Source organism: Streptomyces sp. NPDC033180 (genome assembly GCF_055577645.1).
In genome coordinates this window covers 1,153,499-1,179,926 of sequence record NZ_JBVIPU010000001.1, presented here as the reverse complement: position 1 = coordinate 1,179,926, position 26,428 = coordinate 1,153,499, and the positions used below count along the sequence as shown (strand labels likewise).

22 protein-coding genes and 1 pseudogene are annotated in these 26,428 nt (G+C 70.2%); 11 read left to right on the top strand and 12 right to left on the bottom strand.

The genetic code is table 11. From position 1 onward, the window contains the following. The first annotated feature begins 7 nt into the window (after positions 1 to 7). The gene (locus ACZ5WE_RS05285; protein WP_467687332.1) at positions 8 to 403 is read left to right on the top strand and encodes a hypothetical protein; all 396 of its coding nucleotides are present in this window, start codon (positions 8 to 10) and stop codon (positions 401 to 403) included. A 139-nt stretch (positions 404 to 542) separates the two neighbouring features. Then, positions 543 to 1,961, top strand: coding sequence for a S28 family serine protease (locus ACZ5WE_RS05280; protein ID WP_467687334.1), 1,419 nt, complete (start codon positions 543 to 545; stop codon positions 1,959 to 1,961). A 113-nt stretch (positions 1,962 to 2,074) separates the two neighbouring features. On the opposite strand, the gene ACZ5WE_RS05275 is transcribed toward ACZ5WE_RS05280, so the two are convergent. From ACZ5WE_RS05275 to ACZ5WE_RS05265, 3 genes are all read right to left on the bottom strand, one after another. Further along, complete coding sequence (locus ACZ5WE_RS05275) at positions 2,075 to 2,695, bottom strand: hypothetical protein (RefSeq protein WP_467687335.1); 621 nt, start codon at positions 2,693 to 2,695, stop codon at positions 2,075 to 2,077. A 112-nt stretch (positions 2,696 to 2,807) separates the two neighbouring features. Then, positions 2,808 to 4,646: a glycoside hydrolase family 3 protein gene (locus tag ACZ5WE_RS05270; protein ID WP_467687337.1), complete on the bottom strand. Its 1,839-nt coding sequence runs from the start codon at positions 4,644 to 4,646 to the stop codon at positions 2,808 to 2,810. 397 nt (positions 4,647 to 5,043) lie between these two features. Further along, positions 5,044 to 5,988 carry a LysR family transcriptional regulator gene (locus ACZ5WE_RS05265; RefSeq protein WP_467687338.1) on the bottom strand — a complete coding sequence of 315 codons (945 nt, stop codon included), beginning with the start codon at positions 5,986 to 5,988 and terminating at the stop codon, positions 5,044 to 5,046. A gap of 123 nt (positions 5,989 to 6,111) precedes the next feature. Here ACZ5WE_RS05265 and ACZ5WE_RS05260 point away from each other — a divergent pair, with 123 nt between their 5' ends. Continuing rightward, positions 6,112 to 7,143: an EamA family transporter gene (locus tag ACZ5WE_RS05260; RefSeq protein WP_467687340.1), complete on the top strand. Its 1,032-nt coding sequence runs from the start codon at positions 6,112 to 6,114 to the stop codon at positions 7,141 to 7,143. Here ACZ5WE_RS05260 and ACZ5WE_RS05255 read toward each other — a convergent pair. The 4 genes and pseudogenes from ACZ5WE_RS05255 to ACZ5WE_RS05240 form a co-directional block, all read right to left on the bottom strand. Continuing rightward, positions 7,091 to 7,813 (bottom strand): annotated as a pseudogene (locus ACZ5WE_RS05255) (sugar phosphate isomerase/epimerase family protein); the annotation flags it as partial. The gene ACZ5WE_RS05260 and the pseudogene ACZ5WE_RS05255 overlap by 53 nt on opposite strands. After that, positions 7,810 to 8,769, bottom strand: a complete 960-nt coding sequence (locus ACZ5WE_RS05250; protein ID WP_467687342.1) for a bifunctional helix-turn-helix transcriptional regulator/GNAT family N-acetyltransferase — start codon at positions 8,767 to 8,769, stop codon at positions 7,810 to 7,812. The pseudogene ACZ5WE_RS05255 and the gene ACZ5WE_RS05250, both read right to left, overlap by 4 nt. Before the next feature lie 124 nt (positions 8,770 to 8,893). Continuing rightward, positions 8,894 to 9,466, bottom strand: coding sequence for a Uma2 family endonuclease (locus tag ACZ5WE_RS05245; protein WP_467687343.1), 573 nt, complete (start codon positions 9,464 to 9,466; stop codon positions 8,894 to 8,896). 41 nt (positions 9,467 to 9,507) lie between these two features. Next, entirely contained in the window at positions 9,508 to 10,566 is a 1,059-nt protein-coding gene (locus tag ACZ5WE_RS05240) for a LacI family DNA-binding transcriptional regulator (protein ID WP_467687345.1), read from the bottom strand. 121 nt (positions 10,567 to 10,687) lie between these two features. On the opposite strand from ACZ5WE_RS05240, the gene ACZ5WE_RS05235 reads away from it, so the two are divergent. From ACZ5WE_RS05235 to ACZ5WE_RS05225, 3 genes are read left to right on the top strand one after another with little or no spacing between them, the layout of a single operon-like run. Beyond that, positions 10,688 to 11,854: a Gfo/Idh/MocA family protein gene (locus ACZ5WE_RS05235; protein ID WP_467687346.1), complete on the top strand. Its 1,167-nt coding sequence runs from the start codon at positions 10,688 to 10,690 to the stop codon at positions 11,852 to 11,854. Further along, complete coding sequence (locus ACZ5WE_RS05230) at positions 11,851 to 13,014, top strand: dihydrodipicolinate synthase family protein (RefSeq protein ID WP_467687348.1); 1,164 nt, start codon at positions 11,851 to 11,853, stop codon at positions 13,012 to 13,014. Before ACZ5WE_RS05235 ends, ACZ5WE_RS05230 begins: the two co-directional genes overlap by 4 nt. Further along, positions 13,011 to 13,847 (top strand): sugar phosphate isomerase/epimerase family protein, encoded by an 837-nt coding sequence (locus tag ACZ5WE_RS05225; protein WP_467687350.1) that lies wholly within the window; start codon positions 13,011 to 13,013, stop codon positions 13,845 to 13,847. Before ACZ5WE_RS05230 ends, ACZ5WE_RS05225 begins: the two co-directional genes overlap by 4 nt. 511 nt (positions 13,848 to 14,358) lie before the next feature. On the opposite strand, the gene ACZ5WE_RS05220 is transcribed toward ACZ5WE_RS05225, so the two are convergent. Continuing rightward, complete coding sequence (locus ACZ5WE_RS05220) at positions 14,359 to 14,877, bottom strand: DUF937 domain-containing protein (protein ID WP_467687352.1); 519 nt, start codon at positions 14,875 to 14,877, stop codon at positions 14,359 to 14,361. Positions 14,878 to 15,161: 284 nt separating this feature from the next. Here ACZ5WE_RS05220 and recD2 point away from each other — a divergent pair, with 284 nt between their 5' ends. Then, positions 15,162 to 17,471, top strand: coding sequence for an SF1B family DNA helicase RecD2 (gene recD2, locus ACZ5WE_RS05215; RefSeq protein WP_467687354.1), 2,310 nt, complete (start codon positions 15,162 to 15,164; stop codon positions 17,469 to 17,471). 182 nt (positions 17,472 to 17,653) lie between these two features. Then, positions 17,654 to 18,943 (top strand): citrate synthase, encoded by a 1,290-nt coding sequence (locus ACZ5WE_RS05210; protein WP_367042047.1) that lies wholly within the window; start codon positions 17,654 to 17,656, stop codon positions 18,941 to 18,943. A gap of 461 nt (positions 18,944 to 19,404) precedes the next feature. On the opposite strand, the gene ACZ5WE_RS05205 is transcribed toward ACZ5WE_RS05210, so the two are convergent. The 4 genes from ACZ5WE_RS05205 to ACZ5WE_RS05190 all read right to left on the bottom strand — a co-directional run bounded on the left by ACZ5WE_RS05205 (position 19,405) and on the right by ACZ5WE_RS05190 (position 23,543). Continuing rightward, complete coding sequence (locus tag ACZ5WE_RS05205; RefSeq protein ID WP_467687357.1) at positions 19,405 to 21,642, bottom strand: heavy metal translocating P-type ATPase; 2,238 nt, start codon at positions 21,640 to 21,642, stop codon at positions 19,405 to 19,407. 81 nt (positions 21,643 to 21,723) lie between these two features. Then, complete coding sequence (locus tag ACZ5WE_RS05200) at positions 21,724 to 22,044, bottom strand: heavy-metal-associated domain-containing protein (protein ID WP_467687359.1); 321 nt, start codon at positions 22,042 to 22,044, stop codon at positions 21,724 to 21,726. A gap of 146 nt (positions 22,045 to 22,190) precedes the next feature. Next, complete coding sequence (locus ACZ5WE_RS05195) at positions 22,191 to 22,388, bottom strand: helix-turn-helix transcriptional regulator (protein ID WP_467687361.1); 198 nt, start codon at positions 22,386 to 22,388, stop codon at positions 22,191 to 22,193. Positions 22,389 to 22,643: 255 nt separating this feature from the next. Beyond that, positions 22,644 to 23,543, bottom strand: a complete 900-nt coding sequence (locus ACZ5WE_RS05190; protein WP_467687363.1) for a sugar phosphate isomerase/epimerase family protein — start codon at positions 23,541 to 23,543, stop codon at positions 22,644 to 22,646. Between the two features lie 165 nt (positions 23,544 to 23,708). Between ACZ5WE_RS05190 and iolC the strand changes: the two genes are divergently transcribed. From iolC to iolB, 3 genes are read left to right on the top strand one after another with little or no spacing between them, the layout of a single operon-like run. Next, on the top strand, positions 23,709 to 24,710 hold the full coding sequence (iolC, locus tag ACZ5WE_RS05185) for a 5-dehydro-2-deoxygluconokinase (protein ID WP_467687874.1): 1,002 nt from the start codon (positions 23,709 to 23,711) through the stop codon (positions 24,708 to 24,710). After that, positions 24,710 to 25,588: a Cgl0159 family (beta/alpha)8-fold protein gene (locus ACZ5WE_RS05180; RefSeq protein WP_467687876.1), complete on the top strand. Its 879-nt coding sequence runs from the start codon at positions 24,710 to 24,712 to the stop codon at positions 25,586 to 25,588. Before iolC ends, ACZ5WE_RS05180 begins: the two co-directional genes overlap by 1 nt. A gap of 9 nt (positions 25,589 to 25,597) precedes the next feature. Continuing rightward, positions 25,598 to 26,413, top strand: a complete 816-nt coding sequence (iolB, locus tag ACZ5WE_RS05175) for a 5-deoxy-glucuronate isomerase (RefSeq protein ID WP_467687365.1) — start codon at positions 25,598 to 25,600, stop codon at positions 26,411 to 26,413. Positions 26,414 to 26,428 lie beyond the last annotated feature (15 nt).

Sequence of the window (26,428 nt, the reverse complement as noted above, 5' to 3'; positions counted from 1 at the left end):
GAAACCGGTGAGCAGTGGTCGAATACGGCGGAGCCTTGCGCTCGGCGCCGTCGTCCTTGCGGCTGCCGTCCTGCTCGGTGTCGCGGGCGCCGGTGCGGCGCAGGCGCAGGCATCGGCCGGGCGCTGCGCCGGGCACAAGGTGCGCACCCTCTCCTTCAGCACCGGCAAGGTCGTCGTCTACAAGAGCCGCGGCTATGTCTGCGCCGTCACGTTCGCCAAGCGCCCCGGCGCCCGCAAGACGATGTCCGTCAGCGTCCAGGCCCGCGGCAACCGCCCGGCCAGGGACAAGGGCCGCTACACGCGTCAGGCGGGCCCGGTGACGGTGCACGCGGGGCACCGGTGCGTGTGGGTGAAGGGGTCCGTGGGCGGCGGGAGCACCAGCTCGGGCTGGATCCTGTGCTGACGGCTCACTGATCGCATGGTGCACGTTGTGTGCCCCTTTGTGACGTACTGCTTCCTGACGTGACGCAAGAGCCCCTAGTGGTGAGCGAGTTGCTCCGATAAGTTCCGGCGGACGCAATCGCGAACTTAGGGGAGAGTGCATGCGCAAGGCGCTCAGATGGCTGCTGTCGCTCGTCGTGCTGATAGGCATAGGCACCGCGGGCACAGTGAGTGCGGCAGGGGCGGCCACCGCCGCGAAGCCGCAGGCCACCGACATCAAGGACAGGCTCCTCGCGATACCGGGCATGAGCCTGATCGAGGAGAAGCCGTACACCGGCTACCGCTACTTCGTCCTCAACTACACCCAGCCGATTGACCACCGGCACCCCTCCAAGGGCACCTTCAAGCAGCGCCTGACGGTCCTGCACAAGGACACCGCCCGCCCCACGGCCTTCTTCACCAGTGGCTACGGGGTTTCCACGACCCCCAGCCGCAGCGAGCCGACGCGGATCATCGACGGCAACCAGGTCTCCATGGAGTACCGCTTCTTCACGCCGTCCCGCCCCGAGCCGGCCGACTGGTCCAAGCTCGACATCTGGCAGGCCGCGAGCGACCAGCACCGCATCTTCAAGGCGCTGAAGCCCGTCTACGACAAGAAGTGGGTGGCCACCGGCGGCTCGAAGGGCGGCATGACCGCCACGTACTACGAGCGCTTCTACCCGCGTGACATGGACGGCGTCGTCGCGTACGTCGCCCCGAACGACGTGGTGAACAAGGAGGACTCGCGCTACGACGAGTTCTTCGAGACGGTCGGCACCAAGGAGTGCAGGGCCAAGCTGGAGGCCGTGCAGCGCGAGGCGCTCGTGCGCCGCGAGCCGCTGGAGAAGAAGTACGCCGCGTTCGCCGAGGCGGGCGGCTACACCTTCAAGACCGTCGGCAACCTGGACAAGGCGTTCGAGGCCGTCGTCCTCGACCTGGTGTGGGGCTTCTGGCAGTACCAGCCGGAGTCGGCGTGCGCGGCTGTGCCGGACGCGTCCACCGCCTCCGACCAGGTGATCTTCGACTACGTCGACACGGTCGGCGGCTGGACCTCCTACACGGACCAGGGCCTGACCCCGTACACCCCGTACTACTACCAGGCCGGTACGCAGCTGGGCTCGCCCGACATCTCGCAGCCCTGGCTCGGCGACCTGAGCCGCTACGGCTACCAGCCGCCGCGCAACTTCGTGCCGCGTGAGATCCCGATGAAGTTCCAGTCGGGCGCCATGAAGGACGTGGACCGCTGGGTGCGCCACAACGCGCAGCGGATGCTGTACGTCTACGGCGAGAACGACCCGTGGGGCGCGGAGCCGTTCCGTCCCGCCAGGGGCGCGAAGCACGACTCCCACGTCTTCACCGCGCCGGGCGCCAACCACGGCGCGAACGTGGCCGGCCTCGTCCCCGCGGAGAAGGCAAAGGCGACGGAGCGCATCCAGGCCTGGGCCGGGGTCTCCACTGAGGCCGCCGCGAAGCCGCTGGCTCCTTACGACGCGAAGCTCGACCGCAAGGACACGGACCGGGAGCTGAGTCTGCGGCCGTAGGGACAGAATCTCGCCGGACGGGCTGAGAATCAGCCCGTCCGGCGTTTGAGGACCGGGGTCTGGGGCGGAGCCCCAGTTTCGGGAAGGGGCGGGATCGGGGAAAAGAAACCCGCTCACACCCGCACCGCACACCCCACCGGCTCCCCACCCCCCAGTGACACGTACAGCTGTGTCGCGGCGGGACACGCGTCACGTGACGGAGCCGCCGAAGTCACCCTGTACTCAGGGGGCTTCGCCCCGGACCCGTCGCAGGCGGTCTCCCGCACCTCTCCCCGCCCCGCGCTGTAGACGCAGTCCCCGACCACCGTCCGGGGCCCGCCCCCGCCCCCGGGGTCCCCGGGATGCGGCAGCTCCAGATTCCGCATGCAGGCGTACCCCCGCGGCACCTCCCCGTTCCCGTCCTCGTCCCCCGTGGGCCGGTTCTCGCTGATGTGGAGTACGAAGTCCGTGCGGGCGGGGCACGAAGGGCCCTCCGCGACCTTGCCGTCGTAACGGGCGATGACCCTCGCCGCCGCCCGCTCACTGGTGCAGGACACCTCCGTGAACGTCTCGCGCCCCCGCGAACTGCACTCGTCCACCGAGAGGAAGACGGCTCCGTACCCGGATGACACCGACGAGGACGGCTGCCGGTTCCCCGCCTCCGATCCCGGGTCCGGGGACTTCTGGCAGCCGGTCACGCCGACGAACGCCACCAGCAGCAGCCCCGCACACCTCAGGCCAAGCATGACAAGCATGGCGAACCCCCCGATTGTGCACCCAGCGTGACCCGCCGGGGCGGGCGCACGCCAGGCGCGTGGGGTGCTTTGGGTCAGGTGGCGGTGGCGCGCGGGTGGCGCGGCGTACGGATCAGTACGTAAGGCCGTGCCCGACCGGATACAGCACCTGCCCCGGATCATCCGCGCGCTGCACCGGCACGGGCAGCCGCCCCCGCGGCTCCGCGCGCCCCGCGATCACCCGTACCGCGGCGCGCAGTTCGACGTCCGTCCAGCAGTACGCGGCAAGCGACGCGCCCACGCCCCGAAGCCACGCCACGTCGTACGGATTGCGGATCGCCACGGCGACGACGGGAACGCCCGTCGCCACCAACGCCTCGACCAGGGCGATCTGCGCGCTCCCCGCCCCCACGTTGTACGTGCCCACGACCACCGCGTCCTTGCCCGCGGCCGACGCCACCGCTTCGGCGATCTTCGCGGCGGAGGGTGCCGTGCCCGTCGGCAGGACCGTCGGCGAGAAGCCGAGCTCCGTCAGCTCGCGCCCGATGACGGTCGTCGGCGGGCCCGTCGTCCCCGACGGCGACGCCGGGTCCGCGCCCACGACGAGTACCTCCCGGTGCCTGCGCCGTGACAGCGGAAGCAGCCCGTCCGCGTTGAGGAGGAGGGTCGCCGTCTTCTCCGCGATCCGGTCGGCCGCGGCGAGATGCGCCCGCGTGCCGACCGCCCGGTCGACGCCGCGCGAGGTGACATAAGGGTCGGAGAAGAGGTCCAGCTTCGCCTTGAGGCGCAGGATGCGAAGGATCGATTCGTCAAGCCGCGCCTCGGTCAACTCGCCGTCCCGCACGGCCTGGAGCACCGCGTTCCAGGCGATCTCCGGCTTCGGCGGGTTCAGGAGCTGGTCGACGCCCGCCTTCAGCGCGAGCACCGGCACGCGGTCGTCGCCGTACTTCGTGCGCACCCCCTGCATGCCGAGCGAGTCCGTCACCACGACCCCGTCGTAGCCGAGTTCCTCGCGCAGGATGCCGGTGAGGATGGGGCGGGAGAGCGTGGCCGGGTCCTCGGCAGGGTCGAGAGCAGGGACCACGATGTGCGCCGTCATGATCGAGTCGATGCCCGCTTCCACCGCCGCGCGGAACGGCGGGGCGTCCAGGGTCTCCCACTGCTCACGGGTGTGGTGGATGTACGGCAGCTTGGAGTGGCTGTCGTCCTTGGTGTCGCCGTGCCCGGGGAAGTGCTTGGACGTGGCCGCGATGTCCGTGCCCTGGTAGCCCTTGACCTGCGCGGCGACCAGGTCGGCGACCGCTTCGGGGTCCGAGCCGAAGGAGCGTACGGCGATGACGGGGTTGGCGGGGTTGACGTTCACGTCGGCGACCGGGGCGTAGTTCTGCCGGATGCCGAGCGCGCGCAGTTCGGTGCCCGCGACGCGGGCCGCCTCGCGGGCGGTGGAGCGCGAACCCGCGGCGCCCAGGGCCATCGCGCCGGGCAGGAGCGTGGCGGGCATGCCGACGCGGGCGACGGCGCCGTGCTCCTGGTCGGTGGAGATGAGCAGCGGGATGCGGGCGGTGGGGGAGTCCGCGGGGGCCTTCGGGGTGAGGGCCGCGCGCTGGATGCCGTTCGACAGGTCGGCAATCTGGTGCGGGGCGCGGGTGTTGTGGGCCCAGCCGAAGTAGATGATGCCGCCGAGGTGGTACTTGGCGACCGCCTCCGCGGCGGTGCGGACGCCGAGGTGACCGAGGTTGGAGTCGATGTCCGCCTGGTCGGGCTCGGTGGCGGAGTGGCCGTACACATGCATCACGAAGAGCTGACCGACCTTCTCCTCGAGGCTCATGCGGGAGATCAGCTCCCGCAGCTTCCGGTCGCGACCGCGATCGCCGCTGCCGGCCGCGTGGGCGGCGGAGGGCGCGGCCAGGGCCGTCGCCGCGACGGCCGTGGCGGTGAGCAGGGTGCGTCTGGAGGCGTTGCGGTGGGGCATGTGAGCTCCTTCGGGGACGTCCTTCGTGGACGGATGCCGGACCGGAGCCGGACTGGGGAAACCGGCTGAAGGAAACTTTCCGAGAGTCACGGATATCCCGAAGATTTCTGCCGGTCAAGAGACTCGGCAGCGACAGTCGGCCCACTGCGGAGAAGAGGGGCCGTCACCGGCGCTGTTGGAGGGGGGCGCACCGGTGACGGCATGCTGCCGGCCGCGGGCGGCAGAGAGGGTGGTCAGCGTTCGCAGCCAGCAGCGATGCCGACACCGCCCAGCGGAGACTCACCCGGCAGTACGCCGGTTGGACGGTGGCCGCTCCGCGCGGGTTCCCGGCAGAGGGCGTTTTCCGGAAAGTGGTGCGCAAGGGAATCCTGGGAGTCGGGAGGCTGCTCCGTGGGGCTCAGGAGGCCAGGGCCCTGGGGCTCAGGAGGGGCTGCTTCTCGGGCGCCGCGTCGGGCCAGCGCCCCTGGAGGGTCCGCACCGTCTCGGCGATCGCGGGGCGCCGGGACGCCCCGGCCCGCCACAGGGCGTAGAGCCGCCGCACCGGCAGCGGATCGAGCCGCACGGTGACGGCGCCGTCCGGGATCGGGCCGCGCCCGAGGCGGGGGATGAGCGCGATACCGAGCCCCGCGGCGACCAGCGCGACCAGGGTGGGGTTCTCCTCCGCCGTGTGCGCGATGTCCGGCTCGCAGCCCGCCTCGCGCAGGGTGCGCACCAGCCACTCGTGGCAGACGAGCCCCGGCGGCTGCGTGATCCACCGCTCGCCCTTCAACTCCTCTCGGCGTACGGCGTCACGGCCCGCCAGCCAGTGTCCCGCGGGCACGACGAGGTCGCAGAAGTCGTCGCCGATGACGGCCTGTTCGACGCCCGGAGGCGTGGGCAGCGGTGCGATGTCCCAGTCGTGCACGACCGCCATGTCCACCGCCCCCTTCGTCACGAGGTCCACGGAGAGGTGCGGGTCGATCTCCGACATCCGGGCGTCGAGCGCCGGGTGTCGCCGGGCGAGATCCGCGAGGGCGACCGGCATCAGACCACGCGCGGCCGAGGCGAACGCGGCGATGGTCAGACGCCCCGCGGGCAGCCCGCGCCGCTCCTCCAGCTCGGTCTCCGCGCGCTCCACGATCGCCATCAACTCCTGTGCGGTCGCGGCGAGGTGGCGTGCCTCCTCGGTGAGCGCCACACCCCTGCCCTGCCGTTCGAGGAGGGTGGTGCGGGTCTCGCGCTCGAGCTTGGCTATCTGCTGGGAGACGGCGGAGGGGGTGTAGCCGAGCGCGGTGGCGGCGGCGCCCACGGTGCCGTGCACGGATACGGCGTGCAGGGCACGGAGCCGAGCGAGATCGAGCACGAGAAGCCCTCCCCAGTGGTCGGCGACGCCTGGCCGCGTCGCCCGATCCGTAAGCGTTGCTTCATCCCATCATGCAGAGATCCGCGCTGGTCCTACATGGTCGGGGCGGGTGATCCTCGACGCATGCGACCCGCACATGTCCTTCTGGCCGTCCTCGTCACCGCCGTATGGGGCGTCAACTTCGTCGTCATCGAGGTGGGCCTCGACCACTTCCCGCCGCTGCTCTTCTCCGCCCTGCGCTTCCTGGTGGCGGCGCTGCCCGCGATCTTCTTCGTGGGGCCGCCGAAGGTCGCGTGGAAGTGGATCGTGGGGGTCGGACTCGTCCTGGGGGTCGCCAAGTTCGGGCTGCTGTTCATCGGCATGGACGCGGGGATGCCGGCGGGGATGTCCTCCCTGGTCCTCCAGATCCAGGCGGTGTTCACCGCGCTCTTCGCCTTCGTGTCCCTCGGGGAACGACCCGGCCGCGTCCGCCTGTCGGGCATGGTCATCGCGCTCGCCGGCATCGGTGTCGCGGCGGTCGACGAGGGGGAGGCGGGCCCGCTCACGGCCTTCGCGCTGCTGATCGGCGCCGCGGCCTGCTGGGGCGCGTCGAACGTCCTGACCCGCAAGGCGTCCCCGCCCGACCCGCTGAACTTCATGGTGTGGGTGAGCACGGTCCCGGTCCTGCCGCTGCTCGGGCTCTCGTTGCTGTTCGAGGGCCCGACGGCGGACCTCGACGCCCTGGGCGCACTGGACTGGCAGGGCGTGGGCATCATCGTCTACGTCGCGTGGATCACGACGGTCTTCGGCTTCGGCGCCTGGGGCCATCTGCTGCGCCGCCACCCCGCATCGACCGTCGCTCCCTTCTCGCTCCTGGTCCCGGTGTCCGGGATGTCCGCCGCCGGTCTCGTCCTGGGCGAGTCGGTGAGTGCCCTCGGGTGGTGCGCGGCGGCGCTCCTGGTGGGCGGGGTGAGCCTGACGTCCCTGGCGGGCGTCAGGCGTGGCGGCGGTGTCAGGCGTGGCGGTATCAGGCGTGGCGGTGTCAGGCGTGGCGGTTCAGGAGCCGGGACAGGAAGTCCCGCCCCTGGCCCAGGAGTTCGGGAAGCGGAGCCGCGTCCTCGTACCACCGCTTCTCGTACTCCCAGCACAGCCAGCCGTCCCGGTGCTCCCCGCTGAGCAGCACGGCCACGCACTCGGCGAGCGGCAGCACGCCCTCGCCGAGTCCGATGGGTGTCGTGTCGTCGGCCGACGCGATGTCCTTCACCTGTACGTAGCCGAGGTACGGGGAGAGCGCCGCGTGGCTCTGAGCGGGGGACTCACCGCCGAGCCAGGTGTGCATCACGTCCCACAGGGCGCCCGTGTGCCGGTGGCCCACCGCGCCGAGCACGCGGGTCGCCGCGGTGCCCGTACGGTGCGAGTCGTGGGTCTCCAGGAGGATGCGTACGCCGAAGTCCGCGGCGAACTCGGCTGCCGTGCCGAGCCGTCGGGCGGCCGTCGCGTCGGCCTCGTCCGCGCTCTGCTCGGTGCCGCCGCCGGGAAAGACGCGGATGAAGGGGGCGCCGAGGTCGCGGGCGAGGGTGAGCAGGGAGCGTATGTCGTCGAGTACGGGTTCGTCGTCGCCGGGAGCGGCCACGCGCGCGTACCCGGCGATGGTGAGGAGCTCGATGCCCGCTGTCTTGAACTGGGCTGCCACATCGGCCCGTTCGGTGAGGCCGATGCCCGGGTGGACGGGCTCTTCGGGATGCGCGCGCAGTTCGATGCCCTGAAAGCCGTGGGTGGTGGCCAGGTTCAGCACGTCGGCGAGGGGGAGCCCGGGCACGCCGAGGGTGGAGAAGGCGAGTTTCATGACGCAGACCCTAGGTGCAGTTGCCAGTCCTGCCCCAGCAGGTCGACGCCGAACGAGCGGTGCGGTTTCTCGTCGACGAGGACGAAGCCGTGCCGCTGGTAGATGGCGCGGGCGGCGCCGAGGATGTCGTTGGTCCACAGGGCCATCTCGCGATATCCCACGCCGCGCGCGAACTCAATGCAAGCGCCGACGAGTTGGTCCCCGATCCCGCGCCCCCGCGCGTCCGGCTCGACGAGCAGGAGCCGCAGCCGGGCGGTCCCGGGCGCCTCGTCGCGCACGCACATCACTGACCCCACGGGCCGCCCGTCGAGCTCGGCGACCCACACCCGCTCCAGGTGCGGGTCGTGGTCCTCCGCGAAGTCGGCGACGATCCGGGCGACCAGGCCCTCGTAGTCGATGTTGAACCCGTACTCGGCCGCGTACAGGGCGGCGTTGCGCTGCACGATCCACCCGAGGTCGCCGGGCCCGGGCTCCCGCAGAACCACCTCCGGGACCTCGGCGCCCTGGCCCGCCCTGCTGCCCTCCAGGATCTCCCGCACGGTGCGCATGGCCTCCGCCAGCCGGATGCGCTCGCCGGGCGCCACGGTCGAGAGCAGTGAACCGACCGCTTCGTTCGACCGCTCGTCCAGGAGCGCGGCGGCCTCGCGCCCGCGGGCGGTGAGCGTGATGCTCTGACGCCGGGGATCACGCGCGGAAGGAGCCCGCTCGACGAGCCCGGACTTCTCGAACTTGCCGAGGAGCCGACTCAAGTATCCGGCATCGAGGGTCAGTTCGGCCCGCAGGTCGGCCGCGTCGGTGCGGGGCGAATGGGCGAGTTCGTAGATGACGCGGGACTCGGTGAGGGTGTACGGGACGTACGTGTGCCGGCTGTAGTCGAGGGCGCCGATGAGGTTCGTGTAGAAGCGGTTGAAGGCGCGGATGTCACGGATGGGGGTGTCGGGGGAGGCGTGCGGCATGGGATCACTCCGAGGCCAGCGGAAAGGGTCACCTTTGACTGAGTCAACGGTACGCCGTGTCGCCCGCGATCGCCATGTCTCGCCGCGATCGCCATGCCTCGCCGCGCGGGAAACGCGGCGCCGCTCAGTCCAGATCCCCGGCCTTCGGGAAGCCGCCGGTGGTGATGGTGATGTCGCGTCCCTGGAGGGGCAGGGTGAGGTCCTGGCCGAAGGGGATCTTGGTCTCCTCCTCGTAGCTCCCGGTCCTGGTCGGTCCGCGGTGGACGGTGCAGACGCCGTCCTCAGGGTCGATGACCACGTAGACCGGGATGCCGCATTCCGCGTAGAGATGGAACTTCTTGGCGAAGTCGTTGTCCCGGCTGCTCCGCGAGACGACCTCGATGACCGCCTCCAGGCTGTGCCACTCGAAGCGGCCACGGCTGTTGCGCTCGGATCCGGGGGCGACGATCGCCAGGTCGGGTGCGTAGCCGTACTGGCTGGACGGGAAATCGATCATGACGTCCGAGAGGATGTCACCGTGAGCGGCGAGCTGTTGCTCGATCTGAGGCGCCGCCTTCAGGATGACTTTCCACTGGTACTCACCTTGCGGCGTCATGATGATCTTCCCCTCGGTGATCTCGACGCGGTAGCCGCGGGGAAGGTTGACGCCGTCCAGTACGTCCCAGGCGCTGGGTGCATCCATGACCATGACTGCCATATGAGCCTCCTTTTCCCGGTGATGTCAACGACATCAAGGGCTCACCGACACGGCGGCGCCGTGGACCCCCGCACCATCAGCTCCGCCCCGATCGTCGCCACGCCACCGGGCGGCGCCTCCTCCGAGCCCGTGGCCAGGCGGCCCGCGCGGGCGCCCGCCTCGTACAGCGGCAGGCGTACGGTCGTCAGGGCGGGGACGGCGTCCACCGAGAAGGGCAGGTCGTCGAAGCCCGCCACCGAGATGTCGTCGGGGATGCGCAGGCCGCGCTCGCGCAGGGCGGCGCACGCGCCCAGGGCGACCGTGTCGTTGGCGGCCACGATGGCGGTCAAGTCCGGCGCGCGGCGCAGGAGTTCGAGGGTCGCCTCGTAGCCGGACCGGCGGGTGTAGGGGCCGTGGACGGTCAGCTCGTCCTGGTCGCCGCTCCCGGTGCCGAAGGCTTCGATAGCCTCCCGGTGGCCTTCGAGTCGATGCCGGGTCGTCGTCCGCTCCATCGGTCCCGCCACGTATCCGATCCTGCGGTGCCCCAGCGTCAGCAGATGCTCCGTGAGTCGCCGTCCGCCGCTGCGGTTGTCGAAGGTGAGCGTGGCCACCGCCGCGTCCGAGTCCTCCAGCGGCGGACGTCCGCAGAGCACGATCCGGGTGCCCGCATCCGCCAGGCGTGCCAGCTTCGCGGACATCGCGGCGGCGTGCGCGGGGTCCTCGAGGGCGCCGCCGGTCAGGACGACCGCCGCTGCGCGCTGGCGCTGCAGCAGGGTCAGATAGGTCAGCTCGCGCTCCGGGGAGCCGCCCGTGTTGCAGACCACGGCCATGCGCTCGCCGCCGGCCCGCCCACCGGGACCGCCGATCTCGGACTGGACCGCGCCGGCCATGATCCCGAAGAAGGGGTCGGCGATGTCGTTCACGAGGATGCCGACCAGGTCGGACGTGGCCGCGGCGAGTGAGCTCGCGGGGCCGTTGAGGACGTAGTCGAGGTCGTCCACGGCCCGAAGGACACGCTCCCGGGTGGCCGCGGCCACGGGGTAGTTGCCGTTCAGTACGCGGGAGACGGTAGCGGGGGAGACCTGGGCGCGGGCCGCCACGTCGGCCAGGGTCACGGTCATCTCGTCGTCCTCCGGTCACGGCTCTGGTCCGAAGCCCTTGTCCGAACCTTGTGCGGCAGGCTAGCTTCTTCTCGTGTAGAAAGCGCTTGCTATGCGCTTACCTGCGTACGGAGGGACCCCTGTGACTCGCAAGACGGTGCGCATCGCCATGAACGGTGTGACGGGACGGATGGGCTACCGCCAGCACCTCGTCCGCTCCCTGCTCGCCCTGCGCGAGCAGGGCGGACTCGCCCTCGGTGACGCCGACAACACGGTGCTGTGGCCCGAGCCGGTCCTGGTGGGCCGCAGGGAACACGCCCTGCGGGAGATCGCGGAGCGCCACGGACTTGACCCCGGGACGCATGTCTCGACCGACCTGGACGCGGTCCTCGCCGACCCGACCATCGACATCTACTTCGACGCGCAGGTCACGTCCGCGCGCGAGGAAGCCATCAAGCGTGCCATCACCGCGGGCAAGCACATCTACACGGAGAAGCCGTCCGCGACCGGACTGGCCGGCGCCCTCGAACTCGCTCGTATGGCCCAGTCCGCCGGCATCAAGCACGGCGTGGTCCAGGACAAGCTCTTTCTACCGGGGCTGCTCAAGCTGAAGCGCCTGATCGACGGCGGCTTCTTCGGTCAGATCCTGTCCATCCGGGGCGAGTTCGGCTACTGGGTCTTCGAGGGCGACTGGCAGAGCGCCCAGCGCCCCTCCTGGAACTACCGCGCGGAGGACGGCGGCGGCATCGTCGTCGACATGTTCCCGCACTGGGAGTACGTCCTGCACGAGCTGTTCGGCCGCGTACGCAGCGTCCAGGCACTGGCCGCGACCCACGTACCGCAGCGCTGGGACGAGCAGGACAAGCCCTACGACGCGACGGCGGACGACGCGGCGTACGGCATCTTCGAGCTCGAAGGCGGCGCGATCGCACAGATCAACTCCTCCTGGACGGTCCGCGTGAACCGCGACGAGCTCGTCGAGTTCCAGGTGGACGGCACGGAGGGCTCGGCGGTGGCCGGCCTGCGCAACTGCCGCGTACAGCACCGCGGTAACACCCCCAAGCCGGTCTGGAACCCGGACCTGCCCGTCACCCACTCCTTCCGTGACCAGTGGCAGGAGGTCCCCGACAACCAGGAGTTCGACAACGGCTTCAAGGCGCAGTGGGAACTCTTCCTGAAGCACGTGTACGCGGACGCGCCCTACCACTGGGACCTGCACGCGGGCGCACGCGGCGTGCAACTCGCCGAACTGGGCTTGAAGTCCTCGGCGGAGGGCCGCCGCATCGAAGTACCGGAGATCGTCCGGTGACGCTCCTGCTCCCGCGCGATGACGGCACCACGCGCCCGTACGAGCCCCTCCGGGCGCCCTCGCAGGCGCCGCCCGGAGGAGGCGGCTCCCCCCTCACCTCCCGCACGGTCCTCTCGGCGGCACACGTGGTGGCGGATCCCCGCGCCGACGTGTCCCCGGACTCCCCGGCGGCCGTCGACTGGGACGCGACCCTCGCCTTCCGCCGCCACCTGTGGGCGCAGGGCCTGGGGGTGGCCGAGGCGATGGACACGGCGCAACGCGGAATGGGCCTGGACTGGAAGGGCGCCGCGGAACTGATCGGGCGTTCCGCGGCGGAAGCGAAGTCGGTGGGCGGCGCGATCGCCTGCGGCGCGGGCACGGACCAACTCGAGGGTCCCACCGATCTGCTGACGGTCCGTGCGGCGTACGAGGAACAACTGGCCCTGGTCGAGTCGAGCGGCGCACAGCCGATTCTGATGGCATCGAGGGCGCTCGCCGCCGTCGCCACATCGCCGGACGACTATCTGGGGACGTACGGGCACCTCCTGGGCCAGGCGAGCGAGCCGGTGATTCTGCACTGGCTCGGCCCGATGTTCGACCCGGCGCTCACCGGATACTGGGGCAGCGAGGACCTGGACGCGGCGACGGAGACCTTCCTGGAGGTCATCACCGCGCATCCCGACAAGGTCGACGGCATCAAGGTCTCCCTCCTCGACCCCGGGCGCGAGATCGCCCTGCGCCGCCGCCTCCCGGACGGCGTCCGCTGCTACACGGGCGACGACTTCAACTACCCCGAGCTGATCGCGGGGGACGAGCAGGGCTTCAGCCACGCCCTCCTCGGCATCTTCGACCCGCTGGCTCCCCTGGCGGCCAAGGCGGTGCGTCGTCTCGACACGGGCGACACGGAGGCGTTCCGCGCCTGCCTGGACCCCACGGTCGAACTCTCCCGCCATCTCTTCCAACCCCCCACCCGCTTCTACAAGACGGGTGTGGTGTTCCTGGCCTGGCTGGCAGGCCACCAGACCCACTTCACGATGGTGGGCGGCCTCCAGTCGGCGAGGTCGCTGCCGCACTTGGCCCGCGCCTACGAACTGGCGGACGGCCTTGGCCTGTTTCCCGACCCGCTCCTCGCCGAGTCCCGGATGAAATCCCTGCTCACCATGTACGGAGTCCAGCAATGAGCGAGAGCGAGGCTCTGGCGCGCTTCTCCATCAACCAGATGACGGTCAAGCAGCTGTCGCTGCCGGAACTGGTGGCGGCGTGCACGGATTTGGGCGTCCCCGGGGTCGGCCTCTGGCGAGAGCCGGTCCAGTCCTACGGCCTGGAACGTACCGGCAAGCTGATGCGCGACGCGGGCCTGACGGTCACCACGCTCTGCCGGGGCGGTTTCCTCACGGCGATCGAGCCGCACGCGCGCGCGGGGGCCGTCGACGACAACAGGGCGGCCATCGACGAGGCGGCGACGCTGGGTACGGACACGCTGGTCCTGGTCTCGGGGGGCCTGCCCGCCGACAGCAAGGACCTGCACGGGGCGCGCTCGCGGATCGCCGACGCGCTGGCGGAACTCGCCCCGTACGCAGCGTCCCGCGGGGTCCGCCTGGCCATCGAGCCCCTCCACCCCATGTTCGCGTCGGATCGCTGCGTGGTCTCCACGCTGGCCCAGGCGCTCGACCTGGCGGAGCGCTTTCCGGCTTCGCAGGTCGGGGTCTGCGTCGACACCTACCACGTGTGGTGGGACGACAGGGCTCCCGCGCAGATCGACCGCGCGGGGCGGGGTGGCCGCCTCCACGCGTTCCAACTGGCGGACTGGGTGACGCCGTTGCCGGAGGGCGTGCTGAACGGGCGGGGGCAGCTGGGGGAGGGCGCGGTCGACCTGCGGTCGTGGCGGTCCTTGGTGGAGGGGGCGGGTTACGGGGGGCCCGTCGAGGTCGAGCTCTTCAACGAGGCGCTGTGGTCGAGGGACGGGTACGAGGTCCTGTCGGAGACGGTACGGAGCTACCTGCGGCACGCGTGACCCTGCGGGGCGGGGGCCTCTCCCCCCGCATCCGCCCCTGCCCGAACAACCTCTCCCACGCACCCACCGACCCGATTGCCCCGCATCCACCCCTGCCCGAACAACCTCTCCCACCCACCCACCCACCCGGCACCCCGCATCCACTCCTGCCCGAACAAGCTTTCCCGCCCACCCGCCCGATTGCCCCGCATCCACCCCTGCCCGAACAACCTCTCCCACGCACCCACCCGGCACCCCGCATCCACTCCTGCCCGAACAACCTTTCCCGCCCACCCACCCGGCACCCCGCAGTCGGGAGCGCTCGCGAGGGGACGTGCCGGTATGTCTGCCCGGAGCACGGCTCCCGGAGGCTTCGGGGCCGAAGCAACCCCGCGGCCACCGGACGATAGCGAGGACGGACATACCGGCGCGGCCCCGCACCCACAGACGGACCGGCCCCGCGGCGCGCACGCACGCACGCACCCGCACCCGGCAGCGCTCGCGAGCCGCACACGACCCGCCCCCGCCAGGGCTACCTCTTCCTGCCGCCCAGGATCTGGCTCAGGAGGTCCCCGACTCCGCCCCCGGCGGATCCCGTGCCCGCACCCGGCTTCCCCGAAGTCCGCGCCCGCTTCGTCAGCACCGTGAGCAGCACCGGAATCAGCAGCTCGATCACCCGCGTCACAGAAGCCGCCGGCAGCCCCGTCTTCTTCGCCACCGCATTGGCCACCGGCCTGCTCATCTTCGCCAGCACCCCAGAAAGCATCCCGCCCGCCGCGAGCCCTCCGAACCCACCGAACCCGGCGATCCCCTGCGGAGGAGACGCCTCGGCGAACGCCTGCTGGACCTCCTCCGCCTCCGCGGGGTCCTCCGCCTTCTCCTGCAGGTTGCCCGAGAGCGCGGTCACCGTGGTCCCCACCACGTCCTGCGCCCCCGCGGCATCCGTACCGAGAAGCCCCGCGATCTCCTGAAGCCTGTCGTCGCCCAGTTCGTCGAGTACGTCCCTCTCCAGCGAGGTTCCATCAGAAGTTTCCGGCGATTCTTCGTTCATGCGTTAAAAGCTACTTCTGCCCCACTTCGTCGGCACCCCGAAAACTCGTGGGCCAGTCCGTGCAACCCTTCCCACCCGACGCGGGTCGTACTGTGCGTCGGGACTTCCGTGGGGGGATCTGGGGGGATCAGCGGAGTACTGACAGGGGAGGGGAGACCCGAGGGGGCCCGGTCAAAGACCGGGCCCCCTCGAAGCTGTTCCCGCCCCGGCTGAAGCAGCTGAAGCCATCGCAGAGTTATCCACAGGCTCCCCGCGCTGTCAGCGTCGACCGATAGCGTCGGCTCATGTCGAGTCCAGCAAAAGCGACGGCCGCAGCCACAGCCGCAGTCGTCGAGGGGGTCCTGGAGCGGATCACCTACGCCAACGAGGAGAACGGGTACACGGTCGCCCGCGTGGACACGGGCCGCGGCGGCGGCGACCTCCTCACCGTCGTCGGCGCGCTCCTGGGCGCCCAGGTGGGAGAGTCCCTCCGCATGGAGGGCCGCTGGGGCTCCCACGCCCAGTACGGCAAGCAGTTCACGGTGGAGAACTACACCACCATCCTCCCCGCCACCATCCAAGGCATCCGCCGCTATCTCGGCTCGGGCCTCATCAAGGGCATCGGCCCCGTCATGGCCGACCGCATCACCACCCACTTCGGCGTGGACACCCTCGACATCATCGAGAAAGAGCCCAAGCGCCTCGTCGAAGTCCCGGGCCTCGGCCCCAAACGCACCAAGATGATCGCCGCGGCCTGGGAGGAGCAGAAGGCCATCAAGGAGGTGATGGTCTTCCTGCAAGGCGTGGGCGTCTCCACCTCCATCGCCGTCCGCATCTACAAGAAGTACGCGGACGCCTCCATCTCCATAGTGAAGAACGAGCCCTACCGCCTCGCCGCGGACGTCTGGGGCATCGGCTTCCTCACCGCGGACCGCATCGCCCAGTCCGTCGGCATCCCGCACGACAGCCCGGAACGGGTCAAGGCAGGCCTGCAGTACGCACTTTCCCAGTCCACCGACCAGGGCAACTGCTATCTCCCCGAGGAGCGCCTCATCGCGGACGCGGTGAAGCTGCTCCAGGTGGACACGGGCCTGGTCATCGACTGCCTGGCGGAACTGGCCACCGAAGGGGAAGGCGTCGTACGCGAGACCGTCCCGGGCCCCGACGGGGAAGAGGAAGTCACCGCCGTCTATCTCGTCCCCTTCCACCGCGCGGAACTCTCCCTCTCCGCCCAGCTTCTGCGCCTCCTCAGGACCCCGGAGGACCGCATGCCGGCCTTCCAGGACGTGGCCTGGGACAAGGCGCTCTCCTGGCTCGCCACCCGTACGGGCGCCGACCTCGCCCCCGAGCAGGAGGAGGCGGTCAGGCTCGCGCTGACGCAGAAGGCAGCCGTCCTCACCGGAGGCCCCGGCTGCGGCAAGTCCTTCACGGTCCGGTCCATCGTGGAGCTGGCCCGCGCCAAGAAGGCCAAGGTCGTCCTCGCCGCCCCCACGGGCCGAGCCGCCAAACGCCTCGCCGAGCTCACCGGAGCCGAGGCCTCCACCGTCCACCGCCTCCTGGAGCTCAAGCCGGGCGGAGACGCCGCCTACGACAAGGACCGTCCGCTCGACGCCGACCTCGTCGTGGTCGATGAGGCATCCATGCTGGACCTGCTCCTGGCCAACAAGCTGGCGAAGGCCGTCGCCCCCGGCGCCCACCTCCTGTTCGTCGGAGACGTGGACCAGCTGCCGAGCGTCGGCGCGGGCGAGGTCCTGCGGGACATGCTCAGCGAGCGGAGCCCCGTCCCCGCGGTCCGACTCACCCACATCTTCCGCCAGGCCAAGCAGTCCGGCGTCGTCACGAACGCCCACCGCATCAACTCCGGAGTGCCCCCCATCACCCAGGGCCTGCAGGACTTCTTCCTCTTCGTCGAGGACGAGACCGAGGACGCGGGGCGGGTCACGGTGGACGTGGCCGCGCGCCGCATTCCGGCCAAGTTCGGCCTCGACCCCCGCCGCGATGTTCAGGTGCTCGCCCCCATGCACCGCGGCCCCGCGGGCGCGGGGAACCTGAACGGCCTGCTCCAGCAGGCCATCACCCCCAGCAGACCCGACGTACCGGAGAAGCGCTTCGGCGGCCGGGTGTTCCGCGTCGGCGACAAGGTCACCCAGATCCGCAACAACTACGAGAAGGGGCAGAACGGCGTCTTCAATGGCACCGTCGGAGTAGTCACCTCGCTCGACTCCGACGAGCAGCGGCTCACGGTCCTGACGGACGAGGACGAGGAGATTCCGTACGACTTCGACGAACTGGACGAACTGGCGCACGCGTACGCGGTCACCATCCACCGCTCCCAGGGCAGCGAGTATCCGGCGGTGGTGATCCCCGTGACCACGGGCGCGTGGATGATGCTCCAGCGGAATCTGCTCTATACGGCGGTCACGCGCGCCAAGAAGCTGGTCGTCCTTGTCGGTTCGCGCAAGGCTCTGGGGCAGGCGGTGCGCACGGTCTCCGCGGGCAGACGCTGTACGGCCCTGGACTTCCGGCTCGCCGGAGGCCGTGGTTCCACACCAGGATCCGCCCCCGGATCCAGACCCGGATCCAACCCCGGAAATTTTGATCGATCAAACGAGTAGGAAAGGTCACACACCACTTCCGCAACCGGGGCGAAGAGGGGCAGGATGAGTAAGTTGGCGGCACTCAGTGCCGCCAATAGGCCCAATGGTCGACCCCGAGTGCACTCTCCAGGGCCAAATGGGGGATGGTAGAGACAGTCAGGGCACCTCGAAGAAGAGGCACAACGTCGGTGAGGGATGACGTGAGCGACAACTCTGTAGTACTGCGGTACGGCGATGGCGAGTACACCTACCCGGTGATCGATTCGACCGTCGGCGACAAGGGCTTCGACATCGGGAAGCTCCGCGCCCAGACCGGTCTGGTGACCCTGGACAGCGGCTATGGCAACACCGCCGCCTATAAATCCGCCATCACCTATCTCGACGGTGAGCAGGGGATCCTCCGGTACCGCGGCTACCCGATCGAGCAGCTGGCCGAGCGCTCCACCTTCACCGAGGTGGCGTACCTGCTGATCAACGGCGAACTGCCGAAGGTCGACGAGCTCGCCAGCTTCAAGAACGAGATCACGCAGCACACCCTGCTGCACGAGGACGTCAAGCGGTTCTACGACGGCTTCCCGCGTGACGCCCACCCGATGGCGATGCTGTCGTCCGTGGTCAGCGCGCTGTCGACGTTCTACCAGGACAGCCACAACCCGTTCGACGAGAAGCAGCGTCACCTTTCGACGATCCGCCTTCTCGCCAAGCTTCCGACGATCGCGGCCTACGCGTACAAGAAGTCGCAGGGCCACCCGGTCGTCTACCCGCGCAACGACCTCGGCTACGTCGAGAACTTCCTGCGCATGACCTTCTCGGTGCCGGCCGCCGAGTACGACCTCGACCCGGTCGTCGTCTCCGCGCTGGACAAGCTCCTGATCCTGCACGCGGACCACGAGCAGAACTGTTCGACCTCCACCGTGCGTCTGGTGGGCTCGTCGCAGGCGAACATGTTCGCCTCGATCTCCGCCGGCATCTCGGCCCTCTGGGGCCCGCTGCACGGTGGCGCCAACCAGTCCGTCCTGGAGATGCTCGAGGGCATCAAGGCGGACGGCGGCGACGTCGACACCTTCATCCGCAAGGTGAAGAACAAGGAAGACGGCGTGAAGCTCATGGGCTTCGGGCACCGCGTCTACAAGAACTTCGACCCCCGGGCGAAGATCATCAAGGCGGCGGCGCACGACGTCCTCTCGGCGCTCGGCAAGTCCGACGAGCTCCTGGACATCGCGCTCAAGCTCGAAGAGCACGCGCTGGCCGACGACTACTTCGTCGAGCGCAAGCTGTACCCGAACGTGGACTTCTACACGGGTCTCATCTACCGCGCGATGGGCTTCCCGACCGAGATGTTCACCGTGCTGTTCGCGCTGGGCCGGCTTCCGGGCTGGATCGCGCAGTGGCACGAGATGATCAAGGAGCCGGGATCCCGCATCGGGCGCCCGCGCCAGATCTACACCGGAGAGGTCCTGCGGGACTTCGTCCCGGTCGAGGGTCGCTGACCCGCACGCCGTAGGCGCCGAAGCGGGCGCCGAGCGAAAAGCGCCCCGCCGTCGATCCCCCCACGGGTCGACGGTCGGGGCGCTTTCCTGTTTCCCGGTGCGGATTCCCCCCACGGGATCCGGCCGGGCGTCTGTGGTGGCAGCGCGCCAGTTGTGCTGCTCGTCGTGCTCGTACTGCGATCTGCCGGGACGCGTACGAACCAGGAGGGCCGCTCAAGCTCCCCGGTGCACGTGCCCCGGCCAACGCATTCCTAGGAACATCCCCCAAGATGTCCCCGATGTCTAGAGACGTCCCCCAAGACGTCCCTGGCATCGCCCTCTTAGACTCGCGAGCCCCCCGAATGGTTACGTTGGGATCGCTGTGATCTGCGTCTCCATCATATGTCCTGTACATGCGCAAGAGGCCCGATATGCCGATCGGGACTCAGGCGTGAGAATGCTGCGACCAACATGTGAAGAGCTTATGTGAAGTTCCTGAGGCGGAGGCTATTGGTGACCACAAATACCGAGGAAAATGCCATCGCGGCCCCCGCGATCATCGGGTTCAGGAGCCCGGCGGCGGCGAGCGGCAGCGCGGCGACGTTGTAGCCGAAGGCCCAGAAGAGATTGCCCTTGATCGTGGCGAGGGTCCTACGGGAGAGCCTGATCGCGTCGGCGGCTGCGCGCAAGTCCCCGCGCACCAGCGTCAGATCACTCGCCTCGATGGCCGCGTCCGTGCCCGTGCCCATCGCGAGGCCCAGATCGGCCGTGGCGAGCGCCGCGGCGTCGTTCACCCCGTCCCCGACCATGGCGACGACCTTGCCCTCGTCCCGCAACCGCCGTACGACATCGACCTTGTCCTCGGGCAGCACCTCGGCGTACACGGCCTCCGCCTCGATGCCGACGGCCTTCGCCACCGCCCGGGCGACGGCGCGGTTGTCCCCGGTGAGCAGCACCGGCGTCAGACCCAGGCCGCGCAGCTCGCGTACCGCTTCGGCGCTGGTGTCCTTGACGGTGTCGGCGACGGTGAGCACACCGCGCGCCACGCCGTCCCAGGCGACCAGGACGGCCGTACGTCCCGCCGCCTCGGCCTCCGCCTTGAGCGCGGCCACCGAGGTGAGCCCCTCGACTCCCGCGTCCGCGAGCAGCCGTTCACGGCCCGCGAGCACCAAGTGCCCTTCCACCGCGCCGCGCAGGCCCGACCCCGCGACGTTCTCGAAGCCCGCCACGGCGGGCAGCGCGCCCACCGAGAGCCCCAACTCCGCGGCGGCGCCCGCCGCGACCGCCCGCGCCACGGGATGCTCGGAGGCGTGCTCCAGGCCCCCCGCGAGCCGCAGCAACTCCTTCTCCTCGGTCTCCCCGACGGCGTACACGCCCCGCAGCGTCATGCGCCCCGTCGTCACCGTCCCGGTCTTGTCCAGGACGATCGTGTCCACACGGCGGGTGGATTCGAGGACTTCGGGGCCCTTGATGAGGATGCCGAGCTGCGCGCCGCGCCCGGTGCCGACCATCAGGGCGGTCGGGGTCGCGAGGCCGAGGGCGCACGGACAGGCGATGATCAGGACGGCGACGGCCGCGGTGAAGGCGGCGGTCACGTCGCCGGTGGCGCCGAGCCAGCCGCCGAGCGTGGCGGTGGCGATCATCAGGACCACCGGCACGAAGATCCCCGCGATCCGGTCGGCCAGGCGCTGCACCTGGGCCTTGCCGGTCTGCGCGTCCACGACGAGCCTGGCCATCTGGGCCAGTTGGGTGTCGGAGCCGACGCGGGTGGCCTCGACGAGGAGCCGCCCCGAGACGTTCGTGGTCGCCCCGGTCACCGCGTCGCCCGCGCTCACGTCCACCGGAACGGACTCACCGGTCAGCATCGAGACGTCGATCGCGGACGTGCCGTCGACGACGGTGCCGTCGGTCGCGACGGTCTCCCCGGGGCGTACGACGAAACGGTCGCCGACCACGAGGCGCGCGACCGGTATACGGACCTCCGTGCCGTCCCGCAGCACGGCCGCTTCCCTGGCGCCCAGTTCGAGCAGGGCGTGCAGGGCCGAGCCCGCCGTCCGCTTGGCGCGTGCCTCCAGCCAGCGGCCGAGCAGGATGAACGTGATGACGCCGGCGGCCACTTCGAGGTAGAGCGTCGATGAGGCGTCGGCGCGCGACACCGTGAACTCGAAGCCGTGCCGCATCCCCGGCATCCCCGCGTCCCCGAGGAAGAGCGCCCACAGCGACCAGCCGAACGCGGCGAGCGTGCCCACCGACACCAGGGTGTCCATGGTCGCCGCGCCGTGCCGCAGGTTCGTGAACGCCGCTCTGTGGAAGGGGAACCCGCCCCAGACGACGACGGGAGCCGCCAGGGTCAGCGAGAGCCACTGCCAGTTGTCGAACTGGAGCGCGGGGATCATCGCGAGCAGGATGACGGGCAGCGAGAGCAGCGCCGAGCCGATGAGGCGTTGGCGCAGGGTGTCGGGCTCGGTGATGTCGGCGGTGGTGGCCGGCGCCTCTCGCTCGGGGGGAGCCGGGGCGATCTCCCGCGCGCTGTAGCCCAGCTTCTCGACCGTCGCGATCAGCTGCGCGACCTCGACCCCTTCCGCGTACGAGACTTTCGCCTTCTCCGTGGCGAGGTTGACCGACGCGGTCACGCCCTCCACGCGGTTCAGCTTCTTCTCGATGCGGGCGGAACAGGAGGCGCAGGTCATTCCGCCGACGGCGAGTTCGACTTCGTTCATGGCTCTTTCGTACGTCTGGGGTGAAGCGGCTGCGGGCCCTGTGACGGTGTCACAGGGCCCGGGGTACCCGGCAGGGGCGCGTCAGGCCTTGCTGACACCGGCGAGCTCGTAACCCGCCTCGTCGACCGCGGCGCGGACCGCGGCCTCGTCCAGCGGGGCCTCGGAGACCACGGTCACCAGGCCCGTGGAGGCCACCGCCTTGACGGAGCTGACGCCGGCGATCTCCGAGACCTCACTGCTGACGGCACCCTCGCAGTGACCACAGGTCATGCCGGTCACCTCGTACACGGTCGTCACTGCGCCCTGCGGCGTCCCTGCGGCGCCCTCGGAGTGGCAGGAACCGCTGGGGGAGCAGCAGGAGCCGGCGGTCTCGGCCTGCGGGAGCTCGGTCTGGGCGCTCATGTCGTTCTCCTCGGTGAGGGGGCGGCGTGCGTGCGTGCCTACTTATGCGTCGTAATGTGCAGGAGTGTTCCCGGTGTCCCCGGAAACCCCCTGACACTCACCACACTATACCCCTAGGGGGTACACCTCAACGGGGGGGGGGGTGGTCACTCTCTCCTCCCACGATTGCGCGGCCTCGCGGCGACCCAGGCGCGGATGGTGTCCGCGTACCAGTAGGGCTTGCCGGACTCCACGTGGTCGGGCGCGGGAAGCAAGCCGTGCTTGCGGTAGGAGCGCACGGTGTCGGGCTGCACCCGGATGTGTGCGGCGATGTCTTTGTACGACCAGAGCCGTCGGTCGGTCATCAGTGGCACCTCCCTGCGGGCGCCACAGGGGCGGCTCGGGGGGAGCCGTCGGGGGAGCTGTGGCGCGACGCTGGCGATCACTCAGCCTGTGCCCGGTGAACGACGCCGAGTGAGCGCAGGAGGACGGCTGTCGACCGCCTGTGACGGAAGACCCGCGTAGGCGGGACATGTGTGACAGGGAGAGGTTGTTTGTGACGGTTGTGATGCATCCGGGGGTGCGGGGCCGCGAGCGCGATCTCCCAGCCGCCCACCGGCCTACGCCCCGCAGGAGCGCAGATACGAGCGGGTGCGGCGGGCGATGGGCAGCGGCTTGTCCGGCGGGCACGGGTACATGTCCTGCTCGACGATGGCGAACAGCTCGACGCCCAGCTTCTGCGCCGCCGCGAGGACCGGCTCGATGGCGGGCACCCCGGTCGGCGGCTCGCACATCACGCCGCGGGCCACGGCGGGACCGAACGGCAGTTCCTGCGCGCGCACTTCGGCCAGGACGGCCGGGTCGACCTGCTTGAGGTGCAGATAGCCGATGCGCTCGCCGTACGTCTCGATCAGCTTGACGTTGTCGCCGCCGCAGTAGGCGTAATGCCCCGTGTCCAGGCAGAGCGAGACGAGGTCGGGGTCGGTCGCGTCGAGGAAGCGGGTGACGTTCTTCTCGTCGTCGATGTGCGTGTCGGCATGGGGGTGGACGACCACGCGCAGGCCGTAACGCTCGCGTACCTCGTACGCCAACCGCTCGGTCTGCAACGTGAGCTGGCGCCACTGCTCGGGGGTGAGCGTGCGGTCCTCCAGGACCTCGCCGGTCTTGTCGTCGCGCCAGAAGGAGGGGATCACGACGAGGTGCTCGGCGCCCATCGCCTGCGCGAGCGCGGCGTTGTCGGCCACATGGGTCCATGTCCTGTCCCATACGGAGGGTCCGTGATGCAGGCCGGTGAAGACCGTTCCCGCCGACACCTTCAGGCCGCGCTTGTGCGTCTCGGCGGTCAGCACGGCCGGATCGCTGGGCAGATAGCCGTACGGACCGAGCTCGATCCACTCGTATCCGCAGTCCGCGACCTCGTCGAGGAAGCGGCTCCAGGGGACCTGGCCCGGATCCTCGGGGAACCACACGCCCCACGAGTCGGGAGCCGAACCGATCCGGATGCGTGACAGCGTCGTCATGTCCGCCAGCTTTCAGGGCGCCGCGGAACGGTGTCAAGGAGTGGTCCGAATGTAAGGACAATGTGTTGACAGGGCTGTAGGGCGCGATTAGACCTAGGGGTGGACGTGGGGGAGGGCGACGCCGAGAGGGAGTGCAGGGTGACCGATCCGTACGACGTGATCACGATGGGCCGGATCGGGGTGGACCTGTATCCCCTGCAGGCCGGGGTCGCTCTCGCCGACGTCAGCACGTTCGGCAAGTTCCTCGGCGGCTCGGCGTCGAACGTCGCCGTCGCCGCGTCCCGGCTCGGCCGCCGGGTCGCGGTCGTCACGCGCACCGGCGAGGACCCCTTCGGGGACTATCTGCACCGGGAGCTGCGGGAGTTCGGCGTCGACGACCGGTGGGTGAGCGGCGTGCCGGGGCTGCCGACCCCGGTGACCTTCTGCGAGATCTTCCCGCCGGACACCTTCCCGCTCTACTTCTACCGGCAGCCGAAGGCCCCCGACCTGGAGATGTACGAGAAGGAACTCGACCTCGACGCGATCGCCTCCGCACGGGTGTTCTGGATGACGGGTACGGGGCTCTGCGCGGAGCCCAGCAGGTCGACCACGCTGGCGGCGCTGCGCCGGCGGGCGAAGGCGGGGCTCACCGTCTTCGACCTCGACTGGCGGCCGATGTTCTGGGAGCGGGCCGATGAGGCGCGTGGCTTCTACGCGGAGGCCCTCTCCCAGGCCACCGTCGCGGTCGGCAACCTCGACGAGGTCGAGGTCGCCACGGGCCTGCGTGAACCCATGGCCGCGGCGTGCGCGTTGCTGGAGACCGGCGTCGAACTCGCCGTCGTCAAGCAGGGCCCCAAGGGCGTGCTCGCCATGAACAGCTCGGGCGAGGCCGCCGAGGTGCCGCCGCTGCCCGTGACGGTGCTCAACGGCCTCGGGGCGGGGGACGCCTTCGGCGGGGCGCTGTGCCACGGGCTGCTCGCCGGCTGGGAGTTGGAGCGCATCATGCGGTACGCGAACGCGGCGGGGGCGATCGTCGCTTCCCGACTCGAGTGCTCCTCCGCGATGCCGTTCCCGGACGAGGTCGAGGCGGCGCTCGCGGCAGGGAAGGTCCAAGCCTGTCCGGCGATTGAGGACGAACTCGGCGGAGCCGGTGATGGGCCGCAGCCAGGCACTGGGGGCAACAGGTGATCGACGTCGCTCGGCTCGCCCGGGTCAGGGCCTCGCGGCCGGAGGCCATCGCCGAAGCCGCCGCTCGGCGCCCCCGGCGACCGCTCCTCGGTGACGCCGGAAGGCTGATGATCATCGCCGCCGACCATCCCGCCCGAGGCGCCCTCGCCGTCGGCGGGGACAAGCTGGCCATGGCCAACCGCGGCGACCTCCTTGAGCGGCTCTGCCTCGCCCTCTCGCGCCCCCGCGTGGACGGCGTGCTCGCCACCGCCGACATCCTCGAAGACCTCCTGCTGCTGGGCGCCCTGGACGGCAAGGTCGTCATGGGGTCGATGAACCGGGGCGGCCTCGCCGGCGCCTCGTTCGAGCTGGACGACCGGTTCACGGGATACCGGGCCGAGGACATCGACCGGCTCGGGTTCGACGCCGGGAAGCTCCTGCTGCGGGTCGACTACGACGACCCCGGATCCCTCGACACGCTGCACTCCAGCGCCCGCGCCGTCGACGCCATGGCCGCCAGGAAACTGCCCGTCTTCGTCGAGCCGTTCCTCTGCCGCCGCGCTCCCGACGGCGGACCTCCGCGCAACGACCTGAGCGCCGAGGCCGTCACCACCTCCATCGCCATCGCATCGGGGCTCGCCGGGACATCGGCGTACACCTGGCTGAAGGTCCCCGTGACCCAGAATCCGGACGACATGGCGCGCGTCATGGAGGCATCGACCTTGCCCGCGGTCCTCCTCGGTGGTGACATCGGTGACGACAGTGACACCGCGTACGAGAAGTGGCGCGGGGCCCTGCAACTGCCCACCGTGCACGGGCTCGTCGCCGGGCGCACGCTGCTGTACCCGGCCGACGGCGACGTGGCGGGCGCCGTCGACACCGCCGTCGGACTGCTGTAGGAGGGCCATATGACGTACGTACCGAAGGGCAGCACGGCCGAAGGCCCCTATGCCATCGAACTCGACCCCAAGCGGTCCGGTCTTGTCTATTCCGCGCTGCGCGTGGTCGACATCGAACCCGGCGCCTCACACTCCTTCGCCACAGGGGAGAGTGAATGGATCGTGCTCCCGCTGGCCGGCGGCTGTACGGTGCACGCAGAAGGCGAGATCATCGAACTGCTGGGCCGGCAGGACGTGTTCAGCGGAGTGAGCGACTTCGCCTACGTGCCTCGTGACGCCCAGATCCAGATCGCCTCCGGCGCGGGAGGCCGCTTCGCCCTGGCAGGAGCGAAGTGCGAGCGTCGACTCCCCGCCCGCTACGGCTCCGCGCCGGAGGTTTCCGTCGAACACCGCGGCAGTGGCACCTGCGCCCGCGAGGTCCGCAACTTCGCGTCGGCCGACGCCTTCGAGTGCGACCGCCTCATCGCCGTCGAGGTGATCACACCCGGCGGCAACTGGTCCTCGTACCCGCCCCACAAGCACGACGAGCACCGCCCCGGTGTCGAGGCCGAGCTCGAAGAGATCTACTACTTCGAGATCGAGGCCGACCGGGGCGGCAGGGAAGGGTTCGGCTACCAGCGTGTCTTTCCGTCCCGCCCCGGAGGGACGGACACCCTCGCCGAGGTCCGCACGGGCGACGCCGTGCTCGTCCCCGACGGCTGGCACGGCCCGTCGATCGCCCAGCCCGGCCACGCCATGTACTACCTGAACGTGATGGCGGGTCCCGGCGAGGAGCGGGAGTGGAAGATCTGCTTCCATCCCGACCACACGGAGGGATACCGATGAAGGCGGAGGGACACC

Coding starts and splice junctions, on each gene's coding strand:
- ACZ5WE_RS05245 (WP_467687343.1), bottom strand. CDS start 9,466: ATGGCAGTCATGGTCATGGATGCACCCAGCGCCTGGGACGTACTGGAC.
- ACZ5WE_RS05250 (WP_467687342.1), bottom strand. CDS start 8,769: ATGCCGCACGCCTCCCCCGACACCCCCATCCGTGACATCCGCGCCTTC.
- iolC (WP_467687874.1), top strand. CDS start 23,709: ATGGGCCGGATCGGGGTGGACCTGTATCCCCTGCAGGCCGGGGTCGCT.
- ACZ5WE_RS05200 (WP_467687359.1), bottom strand. CDS start 22,044: ATGAGCGCCCAGACCGAGCTCCCGCAGGCCGAGACCGCCGGCTCCTGC.
- ACZ5WE_RS05190 (WP_467687363.1), bottom strand. CDS start 23,543: ATGACGACGCTGTCACGCATCCGGATCGGTTCGGCTCCCGACTCGTGG.
- ACZ5WE_RS05270 (WP_467687337.1), bottom strand. CDS start 4,646: ATGCCCCACCGCAACGCCTCCAGACGCACCCTGCTCACCGCCACGGCC.
- ACZ5WE_RS05205 (WP_467687357.1), bottom strand. CDS start 21,642: ATGAACGAAGTCGAACTCGCCGTCGGCGGAATGACCTGCGCCTCCTGT.
- recD2 (WP_467687354.1), top strand. CDS start 15,162: ATGTCGAGTCCAGCAAAAGCGACGGCCGCAGCCACAGCCGCAGTCGTC.
- ACZ5WE_RS05280 (WP_467687334.1), top strand. CDS start 543: ATGCGCAAGGCGCTCAGATGGCTGCTGTCGCTCGTCGTGCTGATAGGC.
- ACZ5WE_RS05195 (WP_467687361.1), bottom strand. CDS start 22,388: ATGACCGACCGACGGCTCTGGTCGTACAAAGACATCGCCGCACACATC.
- ACZ5WE_RS05275 (WP_467687335.1), bottom strand. CDS start 2,695: ATGCTTGTCATGCTTGGCCTGAGGTGTGCGGGGCTGCTGCTGGTGGCG.
- iolB (WP_467687365.1), top strand. CDS start 25,598: ATGACGTACGTACCGAAGGGCAGCACGGCCGAAGGCCCCTATGCCATC.
- ACZ5WE_RS05220 (WP_467687352.1), bottom strand. CDS start 14,877: ATGAACGAAGAATCGCCGGAAACTTCTGATGGAACCTCGCTGGAGAGG.
- ACZ5WE_RS05240 (WP_467687345.1), bottom strand. CDS start 10,566: ATGACCGTGACCCTGGCCGACGTGGCGGCCCGCGCCCAGGTCTCCCCC.
- ACZ5WE_RS05225 (WP_467687350.1), top strand. CDS start 13,011: ATGAGCGAGAGCGAGGCTCTGGCGCGCTTCTCCATCAACCAGATGACG.
- ACZ5WE_RS05260 (WP_467687340.1), top strand. CDS start 6,112: ATGCGACCCGCACATGTCCTTCTGGCCGTCCTCGTCACCGCCGTATGG.